This is a genomic window from Rosenbergiella nectarea (genome assembly GCF_900111105.1).
Lineage (GTDB): Bacteria > Pseudomonadota > Gammaproteobacteria > Enterobacterales > Enterobacteriaceae > Rosenbergiella > Rosenbergiella nectarea.
This window is the reverse complement of record NZ_FOGC01000008.1, coordinates 57,696-73,370: the sequence shown is the minus strand read 5'-3', so window position 1 is coordinate 73,370 and position 15,675 is coordinate 57,696. Positions and strand designations below refer to the sequence as shown.

Below are 15,675 nucleotides of genomic sequence, written 5' to 3'. Positions count from 1 at the left end.
TTAGAATAAAAATGAGTTCGAAAAAAAAGGAAAAAGCACAGAAAAATAAGAAAATATCTTAAATTAACATCATGTGACTACTAATTTCTTAAGTTGTACGAGAAAAAGTGGCGGGCCTCTCTCCTCTCAAGCCTACTCGCTGACGCCTACTTTTTAGCGTAATTTTCACATTGTCCCGTTGGCGTTGGACGCTGTTTGCTCTATTCTACTGATCACGCGCTTGAGATATCTCATAGGCTGCAAACCGATTTAATACAGGAGTTGTAATCAATGGCATCAGGACTTTCACAAATGATGAAAAAAGTAGGTGGGTTAATTGCGTTACTGCTGGTGGTGTGTCAACTCACTGCGTGTGGTGATAAAGATGCGGATCAACGTAAAGCATTTGGTGATTTCTTACAAAATACGGTCATGCGCAGTGGAACGCAATTACCGGCACTGAGCGAGAACCAAAAGAAATCGTTCGGTAATTACGTAGGCGACTATGCCATCCTCTATGGATTCTCACAACAGCTGACTCGCGCGTTAAACGAGGGTATCCGCCCAGTCACCGATCAACTTTCGGCGATTCACACTCCCCAGGATTATTTAGCTCAGCGTGATGCGTTACGTCAGGCGGGTGGTGCGCTCAATGTCGTCTCACAACAAGTCCAAAATGCGCGTAACTTAGCGGACAGCAGCAAAAGCTCGTTAAAACTGCCGGAAGATCTGCAAAAAGTCTACGAAGACGCTTATAAGAAGACGGTTACTACCCCAGCTGACAACTTACAGCCCATTTTGCCTGAGCTGCAAGCGTTAACGCAGGCGGTATTGGACACTGCTGACTTTTTACAAGCACAAGATACTCGTCTGAGCTTCAATAATAATGCGGTGCAATTCCCAACTCAAGATCAAGTCAATCAATACAACACCTTAGTCGGCAATATTAGCAGCCACGCTAATTCTTTGAGCCAAGCGAAAGGCTTACTACAGTAATAAAGCGTTCTCCGTAGGTGGATTCTGCTCCACCTACGCTGCCCCCACCTCATTTTTCGTGTATCCTATCTCAACGCAGAAAGGAGCCCAATTATGAAAGACCCCATCAAGGCTGAAATTAAACGTCTCAGCGATCAACTCGATAGCATTAACCACAAATCACAGCCTCTTTTAGAAAGCGGGAATGTGGAAAAGCTCGGCGAGTTAATGAAAGAAAAATTAACAATTGAAGAAGAACTTCAACGTCTTCGTGAAACTCACACCGCAAGTTTGAGTAAAGAAGCCCAGAAACTCCAGAAACTCGGTTTTCAGCGGGCGATTACAAAGAAAGAACAAGCGGATATGGGAGCATTAAAGAAACGTGTACGCGGGATTATCGTGGTTCATCCAATGACTGCACTGGGCCGAGAAATGGGCTTAGAGGCTGTGACAGGCTTTGCGCGCGAGAAGTTTTAAGTTTTTATACGAGGAGGAGCCGTTCACCGACTTCTCCTCATTTTTTATTTATACGGACGTTTGATCAATTTGCTGCTGCAACGCGTCCAATAATTGATAACGTCTACGGTATTCAGCCCGCTTCTTACTGGCAATGTCCTCAATATTTTTTCTTGGCTGAGTTAACGGCAATAAGAAAAGTTTAGTAGATTGCTCTTCCCCACCCAAAGTCGTCCAAAATTCATCATAACGGGCATGAAACAGTTCACGCTTACTAAAGCGATAACGTAGCTCTTTGACAAAGATATGGGAATTATCGCCGACCGCACAGATTTGCGAAAGGTTACAGGCTTTAGCAATTAACATTAACGCTTCAATGAGTAGCCGCTTTGGAAAGATCCCTTCACAGGCTTTTGTCGCATCACGAATAATATTTTGATCGAGATGGCGACCTGGCCCTTGAAGACCGGCAATGATGATGCTCGGTTTATGCTGATAATCGGCTAAGGAGAAACTGAGACTGGTAATGGCTTCTCCACGGAAGTGAAATATAAGCGTCAGTTCACCCTCACGATCGAATATTGCGGGGACGCAATAAATAGTGATCGGTTCATCATTCTTACCTAGCCAACTTAAAAGAGGCGTTTCACGCCGTTGACCTGATAAAAATTCGGTCAGTTCGCACTGGCCAAGTTGCTCAATACGCTGGTAATGAGAAATAATTTTTTCAGCGCGTTGCGCAGCGTTCAAGCCACCGATTAAATAGGGGCGATGAATTTTCGCCGGCACAATCCCATGGGTTTCCAAGATTAGCGGTAAATTTTTTAATCTCGTTAATGAAGAAAAAAAACGGTAACTCACATAAGGGGAGCAAGCACTACGAAAAATAAATTTGTTGTAAAATCGCCCACGTTTCCAAGCCCGATGTGGCTTGTATTTACGCAGAAGCATATCAACTAATAATTGCTTATGAGTGAGGGGCTTATTCGAAGAGATCGAAGTAGACATAGGTCTCTCTAGAGCTAAATGATGTGTGTTGAGTCGATTTTATGTCTAATTGAATAAACTTGTACTAAATAAAATGCGATAAATACTAAAAATAGAAAACCCCATGCAGATATCTCAATCCGCATGAGGTTTAACTAGGGACTACACTTATTCTGCGTGAGCAAAACGTGCTGCAGCTTCGTCCCAGTTTACAACGTTCCAGAATGCTTTGATGTAGTCAGGGCGTTTGTTCTGATATTTCAGGTAGTAAGCATGTTCCCAAACATCTAGGCCAACAATTGGATAGCCTGATGCGCCAGAGATTGCTTCACCCATCAATGGGCTATCTTGGTTAGCCGTAGAAACTACTGCTAATTTGTCGCCTTTTTTAACCAGCCACGCCCAGCCAGAACCGAAACGAGTTGCCGCAGCTTTTTCAAACTCTTCTTGGAATTTTTCAACGCTACCGAAATCTTTCTCGATCGCTGCTTTTAATTCACCTTGCAGAGTGGTACCTGTTTTCAGGCCTTTCCAGAAGAAACTGTGGTTAGCGTGGCCGCCTGCGTTGTTACGTAAAACAACTTTTTTATCAGCAGGCACTTTGTCTAATTGAGTAATCAGCTCTTCGACCGGCAGATCAGCAAATGGCGTCCCTTCTAGGGCAGCATTGGCATTATTGACATAAGTCTGGTGATGTTTAGTATGATGAATTTCCATCGTTTCTTTATCGAAATGTGGTTCTAACGCATCATAAGCATACGGCAGGGATGGCAGTGAATAACTCATGTTCAACCTCTCCAATTAAGTGTTTATCATACAGCGTCAATAAAGTGAAACTGTTCAGAATGTCCTTTCATTATAGTTAAATAATTGATCTGGAAAAGAAGAAACAATGCCCTATTTACAGTAGGGTCTTTACGGTAGTGGGAACATTCGCCTACTATTTGCCGATATTGTCGCCATTTAACCGCAGATGATGACATCCTATCCCTCTTATCTCATTTTTTGACTAAGCTTATCGCAACTGATTGTCAGACTGGCTGATGACTCTCTGAGCATGAGTATAAATGATTGCCCGCGTTCCACGGCTAAAGCCCACCAAGGTTAACCCCTGTGCCTGAGCGAGATCGACGGCCCGCTGAGTCGCCGCGGAGGCCGCACATAGGATCTCAACGCCACAGCTAATGGCTTTCTGCACTATCTCGTAACTGGCTCGACTGGAGATCAGTACACAACCCCCTTTTCCCCACTCGGCTTTGGCTCGTGCCCCCAACAATTTATCCAATGCCACGTGACGACCAATATCTTCATACCCTGCGCAAACCTTACCCTGGCCATCAACCCATGCCGCAATATGTGTACAAGCGGTCTGTTGACCGATGGGTTGCAGTGACGTTACTTGGTCCAATGCCGACCCGAGATGGGATAACGAAAACTGCTGCGTAAAAGGTAAGCGTTGCAGGGGATGCGCGACCATCGCTAACTGCTCAGTCCCACACAGACCACACCCCGTGCGCCCAGCTAACGAGCGACGACGCTGTTTTAATGCCATAAAACAACTACTTGCCAACTCAATATGAACCTCTATCCCCAGCGCTTGCGGCGTGAGCGTAATTCCATAAATCTGTTCGGCTCGGTCGATTATCCCTTCTGACAATGAAAACCCTAGCGCAAATTCTGGTAAATTCTGGGGGGTACACATCATTACGACATGAGAGATGCCGTTATAGACTAAAGCCACCGCCACTTCTTCAGCGATGATATCGTCATGATGCCTCACTCCCTGCGGGGACCATTCGACGATGGAAAAGGTTTTCACTGTCATGATGTTGCCCTATAAAAAAAAGCCCGAAGAGTCTCTCCGGGCTTTATCGATAGACGCCTAATGCCTATTGAAGCAGTGAAATATCCGCGACTTGTAAAAACAGCTCACGCAGTTTTACTAACAGTGTGAGCCGATTGACGCGCACTGCCTGATCTTCAGCATTGACCATCACTTGCTCGAAGAAGTTATCGACCGCTTCACGAAGTTGTGCCAGTTCGATTAGCGCTTCTTGGTAACGCCCTTGCTCGAAATAAGGCTGTAATTTGCTACTTAACGCGCTGACGTAAGTAGCGAGTTTAATTTCAGCATTCTCTTTTAACAGAGAGGCTTGAACTGCCGTATCCACTTCAACATCCGACTTAGCGAGGATATTCGAGACACGCTTGTTTGCCGCCGCTAAGCTTTCCGCTTCAGGCAAGGTACGGAAGTGAGAAACCGCTTTCATCCGCGCGTCAAAATCTGCTGGACGGGTAGGACGGCGCGCTAATACGGCTTGAATGGTATCGACGCTATGCCCCTCTTCCAAATACCAGCTTCTAAAACGCCCCAGCATAAAATCAACCACATCCGTGGTCACCGCGGTATTCGTGAGTTTATCACCGTACAATCTTACTGCTTCTTCGGTCAGAGACTGCAGATCTAAGTTCAGATCCTTCTCGACGATAATCCGTAATACGCCTAACGCCGCGCGACGCAACGCAAAAGGATCTTTATCCCCTTTTGGATGCTGGCCAATACCGAAGATCCCGGCTAAGGTGTCCATTTTATCGGCGATAGCCAACGCACACGCAACTAAACTTGAAGGTAAGGCATCCCCGGCAAAACGCGGTTGATATTGTTCATTTAACGCGACGGCCACATCTTCAGCTTCACCATCGTGACGTGCATAGTGCATCCCCATGATGCCTTGCGTATCGGTAAATTCGCACACCATGTTGGTCATTAAATCACACTTAGAGAGTAATCCTGCACGAGTAGCGTGGTTTACGTCGGCACCGATTTGTCCCGCAATCCAGTCCGCTAGCGCTTGTATCCGGTCAGTTTTATCCCGTAATGTCCCCAGTTGTTTTTGGAACAGAACAGTTTCAAGACGCGGCAGTTGGTCTTCTAAACGTCGCTTACGGTCGGCATTAAAGAAAAATTCGGCATCGGCTAAGCGAGGGCGCACAACTTTCTCGTTACCAGAGATAATTTGTTGCGGATCGCTGGACTCAATATTGGTGACGAAAATAAAGTGCGATAACAGATCACCCTGAGCGGAATAGACTGGGAAATATTTCTGATCGCCTTTCATTGTGTAAACTAAGGCCTCTTTCGGCACTGTGAGGAATTTCTCCTCAAATTGCGCCGTCAGAACAATTGGCCACTCCACAAGCGAGGTGACTTCTTCCAGTAGACTATCACTCAGGTCGGCAATACCCCCCACTTGCTGGGCAGCCGCTTTAGCATCGGTCTCGATCTTCGCTTTACGCGCATCGTAATCTGCCATCACTTTACCGCGCTCAGCAAGAATCGCTGGGTACTCATCGGCATGCGCAATATCAAAAGCACTCTCGCCCATAAAGCGGTGCCCACGCAGGGTACGCCCAGATGCCACGCCAAGAATGGTCGCGGGTAAAACGTTAGCCCCTAACAGTAGCGTTACGGTGTGGACTGGACGAACAAATTGCTCGCTGCTGGCTCCCCAACGCATCAGTTTCGGGACGGGCAGTTTAGCTAAGACTTTTGCAACCATATCCGGTAACAGCGCTGCCGCAGATTCACCCGGCACTTGCGCACGGTAAACCAGCCACTCGCCTTTATCGGTCGCTAAGCGCTCGGCTTGATCAACGGTGATCCCGTTACCGCGTGCCCAACCCTCTGCGGCTTTCGTCGGCTGACCTTCGCTGTCGTAGGCCGCACTGATAGCGGGACCACGCTTTTCAACGATGCGGTCGTCTTGTTTTTCACTGAGGCTTAGCACTTTGACGGCTAAACGGCGTGGTGTCGCATACCACTCTACGGCTTGATGCGAGAGTCCTGCTTGGTCAATCTCTTGCGTTAATTGATCTGCAAAGGCTTGCGCGAGTTGGCGCAACGCTTTAGGTGGTAACTCTTCAGTTCCAATTTCCACCAGAAATGTATTTTCGCTCATCCCCGTCCCTTATTTCGTTTTATTACACATTGGGAAGCCTAAGGCTTCGCGAGAAGCGTAGTACGCTTCGGCAACTGCTTTTGTCAGGGTACGGATACGCAGAATGTAGCGTTGACGCTCTGTCACCGAAATCGCCTTACGGGCATCTAACAAGTTAAAGCAGTGTGCGGCTTTCAGGATCCGCTCATAGGCAGGAAGAGGTAACGGCGTTTCAAGCGCCAGAAGCTGTTGCGCCTCTTTCTCGTGTTGCTCAAAGCAGCTGAACAGGAAGTCAACATCGGCATATTCGAAATTGTAAGTCGACTGCTCCACTTCGTTTTGATGGAAGACATCACCGTAAGTGGTTTTACCGAGTGGGCCATCGCTCCAAACGAGGTCATAAACGCTGTCAACACCTTGGATATACATGGCCAGACGTTCTAAACCATAGGTAATTTCACCGGTAACAGGCTTACACTCAAGCCCACCCACTTGCTGAAAATAGGTGAACTGTGTAACTTCCATTCCGTTTAACCAGATTTCCCAGCCTAAGCCCCACGCACCAAGCGTTGGGTTTTCCCAGTTATCTTCAACAAAACGGATGTCGTGGACGGTAGGATCCAAACCGAGTGCCTTTAACGATCCTAAGTAGAGTTCTTGGATATTTTCAGGCGACGGTTTGATCACTACTTGAAATTGGTAATAGTGCTGCAAGCGGTTAGGGTTTTCACCGTAGCGACCGTCAGTCGGACGACGAGAGGGTTGCACATAGGCCGACGCCATAGGTTCTGGCCCTAACGCGCGCAGACAAGTCATTGGATGAGAGGTGCCGGCACCCACTTCCATATCCAAAGGCTGGATAATAGTACAGCCCTGGTTTGCCCAGTAATCCTGCAATGTCAGGATCAGTCCTTGAAAGGTTTTGGTATCAAACTTTTGCATTATGAGTTCCGCACGCGATACGCTAAAAAAAGTGAAGGCTAGTATACCCTCTGGCTGTAAGATATGCAGCCGTAAATCCTTAGCAAATAGGTGCGAAACTCAACAATAAGGCAACCTTGGGCCGGTTATTATGCCTTACTGTACATTGCGCAAAGCTTATTGCCGAAAGGATCGCGCAGATAGGCAAGATACAGCTGACGCTCGCCTAGGGTTCTTATACCAGGAGGCGATTCAATTGCCGTGCCTCCCGCTTGCGCCCCGGCTTGGTGCCACTGATTGACGGCTTCCTCATTAGGAAGTGCCCAACCGATCGTCCCACCATTAGCACCGCTCGCAGCCTCGCCATTGATCGGACGAGTGACCAAGAACATTTGCTGCCCTTTGATGTAATAGAGACGACCTTTACCATCGATACCTTGCGCGTCAGCACCAATCACCGCAAATAATGCATCATAAAATTTTTGAGATACGGCGATATCATCAGAACCTAGCATAACGTGACTGAACATTTTATCCTCTCTCTTCACAATGGAGGCGTGTGGACACACGCCTTTGGTGTTAACCCTTAATCGCACATCCCTGACATTTACCGTTCTGAATATTTTGGAAGAAATCATTACCTTTATCATCCACCAAAATGAAGGCAGGGAAATCGGTGACTTCTATCTTCCAAATCGCTTCCATGCCTAATTCAGGATAGGCGACACATTCCAATTTAGTAATACTTTGTTGGGCAAGCACGGCGGCAGGTCCGCCAATACTTCCCAAATAGAACCCACCGTGTTGATGGCACGCATCCGTCACTTGTTGGCTACGGTTTCCCTTCGCCAACATAATCATACTGCCGCCATTCGCTTGCAGCTGATCGACATAGGAGTCCATACGACCGGCCGTGGTAGGTCCTAATGAGCCTGAGGCATAGCCTTCAGGCGTTTTGGCGGGTCCCGCATAATAGATAGGGTGGTCTTTCACGTATTGGGGCAACGGTTCACCGCTATCCATCAACGCTTTGAGTTTTGCATGCGCTATATCACGGGCTACGATAATGGTGCCAGATAACGATAAGCGAGTGGAAACCGGATATTGCGAGAGCTGCGCCAAAATATCGGTCATCGGGCGATTCAGATCGATACTAACCACATCCCCTTCACCCTGTTGACGCAGCGCTTCAGGAATATAACGGCCAGGATTGGCTTCAAGTTTCTCAATCCAAATCCCTTTACGGTTAATTTTCGCTTTGATATTTCGGTCGGCGGAACACGAGACGCCTATACCAATAGGGCAGGATGCTCCGTGACGAGGTAAGCGAATAACGCGAATATCGTGCGCAAAATATTTACCGCCAAACTGCGCACCAATCCCTAAATTCTGTGCCGCTTCTAACAGTTCTTGCTCTAATTGATGATCACGGAAGGCTTGCCCGTGCGCGTTACCGGTGGCCGGTAAATTATCGTAATAGTGTGCTGAGGCCAGTTTCACCGTTTTGAGTGTCGCTTCCGCTGACGTCCCCCCAATCACAAAGGCAATATGGTAAGGCGGACACGCTGAGGTGCCTAAGCTACGCATCTTCTCGACTAGATAGTCTTTAAGTTTTCCCGGCGATAGCAACGCTTTGGTTTCTTGAAAGAGATAGGTTTTATTGGCTGAACCACCGCCTTTCGCCATACAGAGAAACTTATACTCGTCTCCGTCCACACTGTATAAATCAATTTGAGCCGGAAGGTTGGTCCCTGTGTTGACCTCTTTGTACATATCTAGCGGCGCATTCTGCGAGTAACGTAAGTTATCTTCGGTATAAGTGTTGTAGACACCTTGCGCAAGTGCGGCTTCGTCCCCGCCTCCGGTCCATACCGCTTGGCCTTTTTTCCCGACAATGATCGCGGTACCGGTATCTTGACAGGTTGGCAGGATGCCGCGCGCAGCAATTTCAGAGTTGCGCAGGAATTGTAGCGCTACGTAGCGATCATTCTCGCTTGCATCGGGGTCATCAAGGATCGCGGCGACTTGTCGTTGATGTGAGGCCCGTAATAAAAATGACGCATCGTGAAAGGCGTGTTGGGCGAGTAGCGTCAGCGCAGCAGGATCAACCTTTAATACCGATTGCCCTTCAAATTCAGCGACAGAAACATGGTCAGTGCTCAGTAAGTAATATTCAGTTTTATCTTCAGACAGGGGAAAGGGTTCTTGGAAAAAAAACGGTTTATTCGACATTCTTCAGCTCACTTGACGTATTATCAGGACATCCCGTTGCGCTCCTTAGCACTGAAGCGTTAGGGCAAACTTACCGGGAAAACATTTATGGGGTGATTATTAACATATTTATTACAAATGTCATCCCTGCTCTCGTCTCACTTAATCACACTCCTCGCTGACGGATAGTGATCTTCGTCGATGAAAGTAGCGATTAGCCATCCTGCCCATTTCGCTCGTGTTATTCGACAAAGCGATAGCCGACGCCATTTTCGGTGATAAAATGTTGAGGCCGTCGTGGATCAGGTTCCAGTTTTTTACGCAGATGTCCAATATAGACCCGCAGATATTGGCTGTCCTCAGCATTTGGCCCCCATAGTGACGATAAGATGAAATGCTGCGTGAGGACTTTCCCAGCATGGCGAATCAGTAACTCCAACAATTTATATTCCATCGCGGTAAGGTGAATGATCTCCCCTGCCCGTTTCACCGTGTGCGCCTCGAGGTCCAGTTCGATCTCACCAAAGCGTTTCACCGTATCGGCATTAGGTTGCCGGCGCCGTAAGGCGACTCTCACTCGTGCCTGCAGCTCACCCACCCCAAAGGGCTTAGTTAAGTAGTCATCCGCCCCTCGGTCCAGTGCCATGATTTTGACTGATTCCTCATGCCGCGCCGACAGCACAATAATCGGTTTATCACTCCAGGTACGAAATTGCTGAATAAAGTCCAGCCCTTCTCCGTCCGGTAATCCTAAGTCAAGTAGGACCAAATCGGGAGGCCGCGCCGCCGCTAAGGCGAGTCCGTGATGTAACGTTTCCGCGTGCAGAATTTTCACGTGTTCTGCCGCTAAGATACGTTTTAAATAGCGACTAATCTGCACTTCATCTTCAATAATTAAATACGTGGTCATGGTACATCACCCTGTGGGGTTGTGGCGGGTAAATTCAGTGTAAAGCATGCCCCACCTTGAGGGCTATTTTCCGCATGAATATGGCCGCCATGTAATTCGGTAATTGTTTTACAGATCGCCAGCCCCATACCCACACCAGGGATAGTCGACTCACTTTTACCACGACTAAATTTGGTAAATAGGGAGACGGTCTCATTGGTCGGTAAGCCTGGACCTTGGTCACAAATGCTCACTGCGACCTGCTGCTCATTGGGTAAAATGACGACACTTATCGGCGCTTCGCGCCCTCGACCATATTTGACGGCGTTTTCGAAAAGATTAATAAAGACCCGTTCCAGCAAAGGGCCCTCTCCGCGAATCAAGACCACTTGCTCAGGACATTGAAAATCGATTTGTACGTCTGGAAAGAGGCGCTCTATGGATTCGCGCGCGCTCTGCAGAATTTCTTCCACGCTGAGCCAATCGGTATTGAGATGAAAACCTTCCGCTTCAATCCTCGCCATATCTAGAATATTACTCACTAAACGGATCATAGCTAACGTTTGTTCACGTAGTGCTGAAAGCTGTTCCATGACTGGCTCGGCTGGGTGGCCCAATTCGAGTGTTAACATTTCCACTTGAGCAAATAGAACGGTCAGAGGGGTTCGTAAGTCATGAGAGAGCGCAGAAAGCAAGGTATTACGTAGTTCTTCACGCTCGATGGTGACACGAGATAACTGTTCACGCTGTGTCAACGCAACACGTTGTTGTGCACTGGCTAGCAGTAACACGAAAGTATCCAATAAACGTTGTTGTTCTGGGCTGATTAACGCATGAGACTCAATAGTCGTTAATATCGCCACACCAAAACATTGGCTACCGCTCAGGAGTGGGATCATTTTGTAAGGGACCCCTGGCAGCGTATCGGTACCGGCTCCAGCGGCCTGACCTTTTTCAAAGCACCAATGTAAAATTGCCCGATCAGGAAGGAGTTGACTGGCTTCTTCTGAGATCGGTTGGAGTGTGTTCTGTTCATTAGGCAGCCAGATTTCACAATGCGCGGAGAATGCTCGACTGATCGCTTTCTGGCCGGCTAAAGCAATATCGCTCATCGCACTGTGTTGGCTGAGTTCGCTCGCAAGTTCATAAAGTTGTGTACTCCGTTTTTCTCGGGAACGGGCTACCCGCGCTTGATACCTTAGGCTCGCCGTAAGATTTCCGATTAATAACCCTACTCCCAACATAACGCTAAAGGTCACGGCGTATTGTGCGTCAGAGATCCCTAGCTGTCCGGTCGGTGCCACGAAGAACCAATCGAACACCACAATATTGATAATAGACGCAAAGACAGCGGGTAGACGACCGAATTTCAGTGCTGTTAGGACTACCCCCAATAGATAAACCATGACTAAATTAATCGGGGAAAATTGCGGAAGGAAAAAATTAAAAAATGCAGTGATCACCGCACAAAAAAATACTGCAGCAAAACATCCTTTCCAAGGGCGTGATTCCCAATCTAACTTAGGAATAAGCTTGGGCCGCTGTATCGTTTCCCCACAAGCTGTAATTAAGAGGTCAAGATCTGGGGCGGCTCTTGCCAATTGTTGAGCTAAACCTTGGGATCCAAACTTGAATAGGGATCGTCGATTCGGCGGACGGCCAATAATAATTTTTCCCAAGTTGTGTTCTCGAGCATACCGAACCACTGCTGTACACCGATCGGTATCGGGCAGTGTCGCCGTGACCCCCCCCAGGTTTTCAGCTAAACGCAAATGTTGTAATACGCGATGACGTTGTTCGCGAGAACGGCGGCGGTAGCTTGTGGTATCAACGTTTATCGCATGCCATTCGCAGCCCAGACGATTAGCTAACCTCGCTGCAACGCGGATTAATTTTTCACTGCCTACATCACTCTTTACGCAAACAAGCAGCGCATCGTTGGTATGCCAGACTCGGTCTGCTAAGCGCCGCCCTTCTCGCCAAGCCCTCATCTGTCCGTCGACACGTTCAGCCGTTCGGCGTAATGCTAGCTCGCGTAAGGCAAAAAGATTGCCTTTACGGAAAAAATTTTCTATTGCCCTCTCCGCCCGATCACCCACATAGACATTCCCTTCTTTTAACCGCTCCAGTAAGTCATCTGGGGAAATATCAACTAAAACCACTTCATCGGCGTGATCAAAGAAGGGATCCGGAAGCGTCTCTTGGACTTGGATACCGGTAATCCCCCTGACCACATCATTGAGACTATCCAAATGTTGGATATTAAGGGTAGTGAAGACATCGATGCCGCTTTCCAGTAGCTCCTCGATATCTTGCCAACGTTTGGGGTGACGACTTCCCGGTGCATTAGTATGCGCCAACTCATCGACTAAAATTATCGTTGGATGACGCTGTAACGCGCCATCCAAATCAAATTCGTCATAGAGTTTCCCGCGCCCTTTTTGCCGAGGAAGAAGGGGTAACCCTTCCAATTGCGCTTGCGTTCCAACACGCCCATGACTTTCAGCGATCCCGACCAGTATATTGACCCCTTGCTCTTGCAAACGGTGAGCCTCTTGCAGCATTGCCCAGGTTTTACCTACCCCTGCACATGCCCCAAGATAGATTTTTAGCTTACCGCGAGTTGCCCGCTGGCTTTCAAGCAGCAAATGATCAGGCGTTGGTCGGCGAACGTCATCGGCGGTCATGCATTACTTTCCTTGCGAGTATTGATCAAGCGCTAAATTTAATGACACTACATTTACCACAGCGGGTCCCATAAAAGACAGTAGTGGCTTTGTCGTAAATTGCTGGACCAACTGTTCGACTTCGCTCACAGATAATTGTCTTGCTCGTGCCACACGCGGAATTTGCCATTGCACCGCCGCAACCGAAAGCATCGGTTCAAGGCCACTGGCCGAGGTAGTGATAAGCTCAGTAGGAACCTGTGTATTCGCCTCAGGGTTCTGACTGCGTAGTAAGGTTATTTGTTGATCGACCCGTTGAATCAGTTGTGGATTCGTGACGGATAAATTACTTCCGCCAGAGGCCATTGGGTTATTCGCATGATCGGCCGTCGCCGAAGGTCGCCCTTGGAAATATCCTGGATGGCTAAAATCTTGACCGATGAGTTGTGACCCTCTGACGTTACCCTGTTGGACAATCAGTGAGCCCTGGACTTTCTGCGGGAACAGCTCATCACCAATAACGGTGGTAAGTAAGGGGTATACCCCCCCTGTAATCACTGTTAGTAGTACTAATAATAGTAAAGCAGGTCGTAATAGATTCATCATTAATCCCCTACACTAGGCCCAAAAAGGTCAGTAATAGATCGATAGCCTTAATACCGGGAAAAGGTAAGATCAGCCCACCCAAACCGTAAATCCATAGATTACGGCGTAACAATGCCGAGGCCGAAACCGCTTTGTAAGGAACGCCCTTCAAGGCTAACGGAATCAATGCAACAATAATTAAGGCATTAAAGATTACCGCCGATAAAATCGCAGAGGCCGGCGAGTGGAGGTGCATTACGTTCAATCCCGCTAACTGCGGATAGACGACGGTAAACGCGGCAGGAATAATCGCGAAGTATTTCGCCACATCGTTAGCAATACTAAAGGTTGTGAGCGACCCTCGGGTCATTAGCATCTGCTTGCCGATATGCACGACTTCCAATAATTTAGTCGGGTTAGAATCGAGATCCACCATGTTCCCCGCTTCTTTGGCCGCTTGCGTACCAGAATTCATCGCAACAGCAACATCCGCTTGCGCCAAGGCAGGCGCATCGTTAGTGCCATCCCCGGTCATCGCCACCATTCGGCCTTCTGATTGGTACTGGCGAATCAACGCCAGCTTCGCTTCTGGTGTGGCTTGAGAAAGGAAGTCGTCGACCCCAGCTTCGGCGGCAATCGCCGCCGCAGTCAGTGCATTATCGCCGGTAACCATTACCGTTTTAATCCCCATCTTCCTTAACTGGCTAAAGCGCTCCTTTATGCCGCCCTTGACAATATCTTTCAGAGCGACGACGCCCATCACCGTCTTATTTTCAACGACCACCAGCGGCGTTTCACCTTTACGGGAAATGTCATCGGCAATCTGCGCGACGCTATCTGGGAAAACAGCGTCGAGTGAGTGGGTGTAGTGGCGTACGGCTTCCATCGCTCCTTTCATTATACGTGTTTGTGCAAATTCAATTCCGCTCATTCGCGTTTGGGCCGTGAACGGAATAAAGGTCGCCTGTAAGGTGCTCAGCTCTCGTTCACGTACATTAAAACGTTGTTTGGCTAAGACCACGATACTGCGTCCTTCCGGCGTTTCATCGGCTAAAGAGGCTAATTGTGCCGCATTTGCGAGTGCTTCTTCCGTCACGCCTTCTGCAGGATAAAAGGCCGCTGCTTGCCGATTACCAAAGGTGATGGTGCCGGTTTTATCCATTAACAGGACATCAACATCTCCGGCGGCTTCCACCGCACGTCCACTGGTCGCAATAACATTGGCATTGAGCATGCGGCTCATACCCGCAATCCCAATGGCGGATAACAATGCGCCAATAGTGGTTGGAATTAAACAAACGAGTAATGCCACCAAGACAACGATATCAATTGATTTTCCTCCCCAGAGTGAAAAAGGAGACAACGTTGCCGTCGCAATAACGAAGATAATGGTCAAGGAGATCAAGAGAATCGATAAGGCTATCTCATTGGGCGTTTTACGGCGTTTAGCGCCTTCCACCATGGTGATCATCCGGTCGATAAAGGTTTCACCCGGGTTAACACTACACTGAACAATCAACCAGTCGGAGAGGATCCGGGTTCCACCTGTTACCGAGGCAAAATCGCCGCCGGCTTCGCGGATCACTGGTGCGGATTCACCGGTAATCGCGCTTTCATCAACGGAGGCCCCGCCGATTAAGACTTCACCGTCGCAAGGTATAATGTCGCCAGCCTCAACACGTACCCAATCCCCTTTACGTAGCGTATCGGCCTGGACACTTGTGTAGGCCGCGCTCTCAGTAGGTTGGTCAATTTTTTTCGCCCAGCTGGTTTGCTTTAATCCTTTCAAACTCTCTGCTTGTGCCTTACTTCTTCCTTCCGCCAATGCCTCGGCAAAATTAGCAAAAAGTACGGTAAACCATAACCAAACACTGATTGCCCCCGTAAAGGCAGCATCCCTCCACTGATGCTGAAAAAGTGCTTGAAGTACCAGTAGACTGGTGAGGGCGCTCCCTAGCCATACCACGAACATGACGGGATTTTTTAGCTGGGTGATCGGAGACAGTTTTTTGAAAGAAGCGCCACACGCCTGCAGCAGAGCGTGACGATTCATTGTTGAAGTTCGCAT

Annotated in this window: 13 protein-coding genes; 2 read left to right on the top strand and 11 right to left on the bottom strand. The window is 48.3% G+C overall.

Annotated elements, in window-relative coordinates:
* The first annotated feature begins 270 nt into the window (after positions 1–270).
* Positions 271–975, top strand: a complete 705-nt coding sequence (locus tag BMX14_RS10615) for a DUF3053 domain-containing protein (RefSeq protein WP_092676624.1) — start codon at positions 271–273, stop codon at positions 973–975.
* 93 nt (positions 976–1,068) lie between these two features.
* The gene (locus BMX14_RS10610; RefSeq protein WP_092676621.1) at positions 1,069–1,431 is read left to right on the top strand and encodes a YibL family ribosome-associated protein; all 363 of its coding nucleotides are present in this window, start codon (positions 1,069–1,071) and stop codon (positions 1,429–1,431) included.
* Positions 1,432–1,479: 48 nt separating this feature from the next.
* On the opposite strand, the gene BMX14_RS10605 is transcribed toward BMX14_RS10610, so the two are convergent.
* From BMX14_RS10605 to kdpB, 11 genes are all read right to left on the bottom strand, one after another.
* Positions 1,480–2,418, bottom strand: coding sequence for a VirK/YbjX family protein (locus BMX14_RS10605; protein WP_092676618.1), 939 nt, complete (start codon positions 2,416–2,418; stop codon positions 1,480–1,482).
* A gap of 147 nt (positions 2,419–2,565) precedes the next feature.
* Positions 2,566–3,183 (bottom strand): superoxide dismutase [Mn], encoded by a 618-nt coding sequence (gene sodA, locus BMX14_RS10600; RefSeq protein WP_092676615.1) that lies wholly within the window; start codon positions 3,181–3,183, stop codon positions 2,566–2,568.
* Positions 3,184–3,412: 229 nt separating this feature from the next.
* Complete coding sequence (gene fdhD, locus BMX14_RS10595) at positions 3,413–4,222, bottom strand: formate dehydrogenase accessory sulfurtransferase FdhD (RefSeq protein ID WP_092676612.1); 810 nt, start codon at positions 4,220–4,222, stop codon at positions 3,413–3,415.
* Positions 4,223–4,286: 64 nt separating this feature from the next.
* Positions 4,287–6,356: a glycine--tRNA ligase subunit beta gene (gene glyS, locus BMX14_RS10590; RefSeq protein ID WP_092676609.1), complete on the bottom strand. Its 2,070-nt coding sequence runs from the start codon at positions 6,354–6,356 to the stop codon at positions 4,287–4,289.
* A 9-nt stretch (positions 6,357–6,365) separates the two neighbouring features.
* Entirely contained in the window at positions 6,366–7,277 is a 912-nt protein-coding gene (gene glyQ / locus BMX14_RS10585) for a glycine--tRNA ligase subunit alpha (RefSeq protein WP_092676606.1), read from the bottom strand.
* 128 nt (positions 7,278–7,405) lie between these two features.
* Positions 7,406–7,786 carry a VOC family protein gene (locus BMX14_RS10580; RefSeq protein ID WP_092676603.1) on the bottom strand — a complete coding sequence of 127 codons (381 nt, stop codon included), beginning with the start codon at positions 7,784–7,786 and terminating at the stop codon, positions 7,406–7,408.
* 49 nt (positions 7,787–7,835) lie between these two features.
* Positions 7,836–9,488: a class I fumarate hydratase FumA gene (fumA, locus tag BMX14_RS10575; RefSeq protein ID WP_092676601.1), complete on the bottom strand. Its 1,653-nt coding sequence runs from the start codon at positions 9,486–9,488 to the stop codon at positions 7,836–7,838.
* 220 nt (positions 9,489–9,708) lie between these two features.
* Complete coding sequence (locus BMX14_RS10570) at positions 9,709–10,377, bottom strand: response regulator (RefSeq protein WP_092676598.1); 669 nt, start codon at positions 10,375–10,377, stop codon at positions 9,709–9,711.
* Positions 10,374–13,043: a two-component system sensor histidine kinase KdpD gene (kdpD, locus tag BMX14_RS10565; RefSeq protein WP_092676595.1), complete on the bottom strand. Its 2,670-nt coding sequence runs from the start codon at positions 13,041–13,043 to the stop codon at positions 10,374–10,376. The genes BMX14_RS10570 and kdpD overlap by 4 nt, the downstream gene beginning before the upstream one ends.
* 3 nt (positions 13,044–13,046) lie before the next feature.
* Complete coding sequence (kdpC, locus tag BMX14_RS10560) at positions 13,047–13,625, bottom strand: potassium-transporting ATPase subunit KdpC (protein ID WP_092676592.1); 579 nt, start codon at positions 13,623–13,625, stop codon at positions 13,047–13,049.
* Between the two features lie 10 nt (positions 13,626–13,635).
* The gene (kdpB, locus tag BMX14_RS10555) at positions 13,636–15,675 is read right to left on the bottom strand and encodes a potassium-transporting ATPase subunit KdpB (protein ID WP_092676589.1); all 2,040 of its coding nucleotides are present in this window, start codon (positions 15,673–15,675) and stop codon (positions 13,636–13,638) included.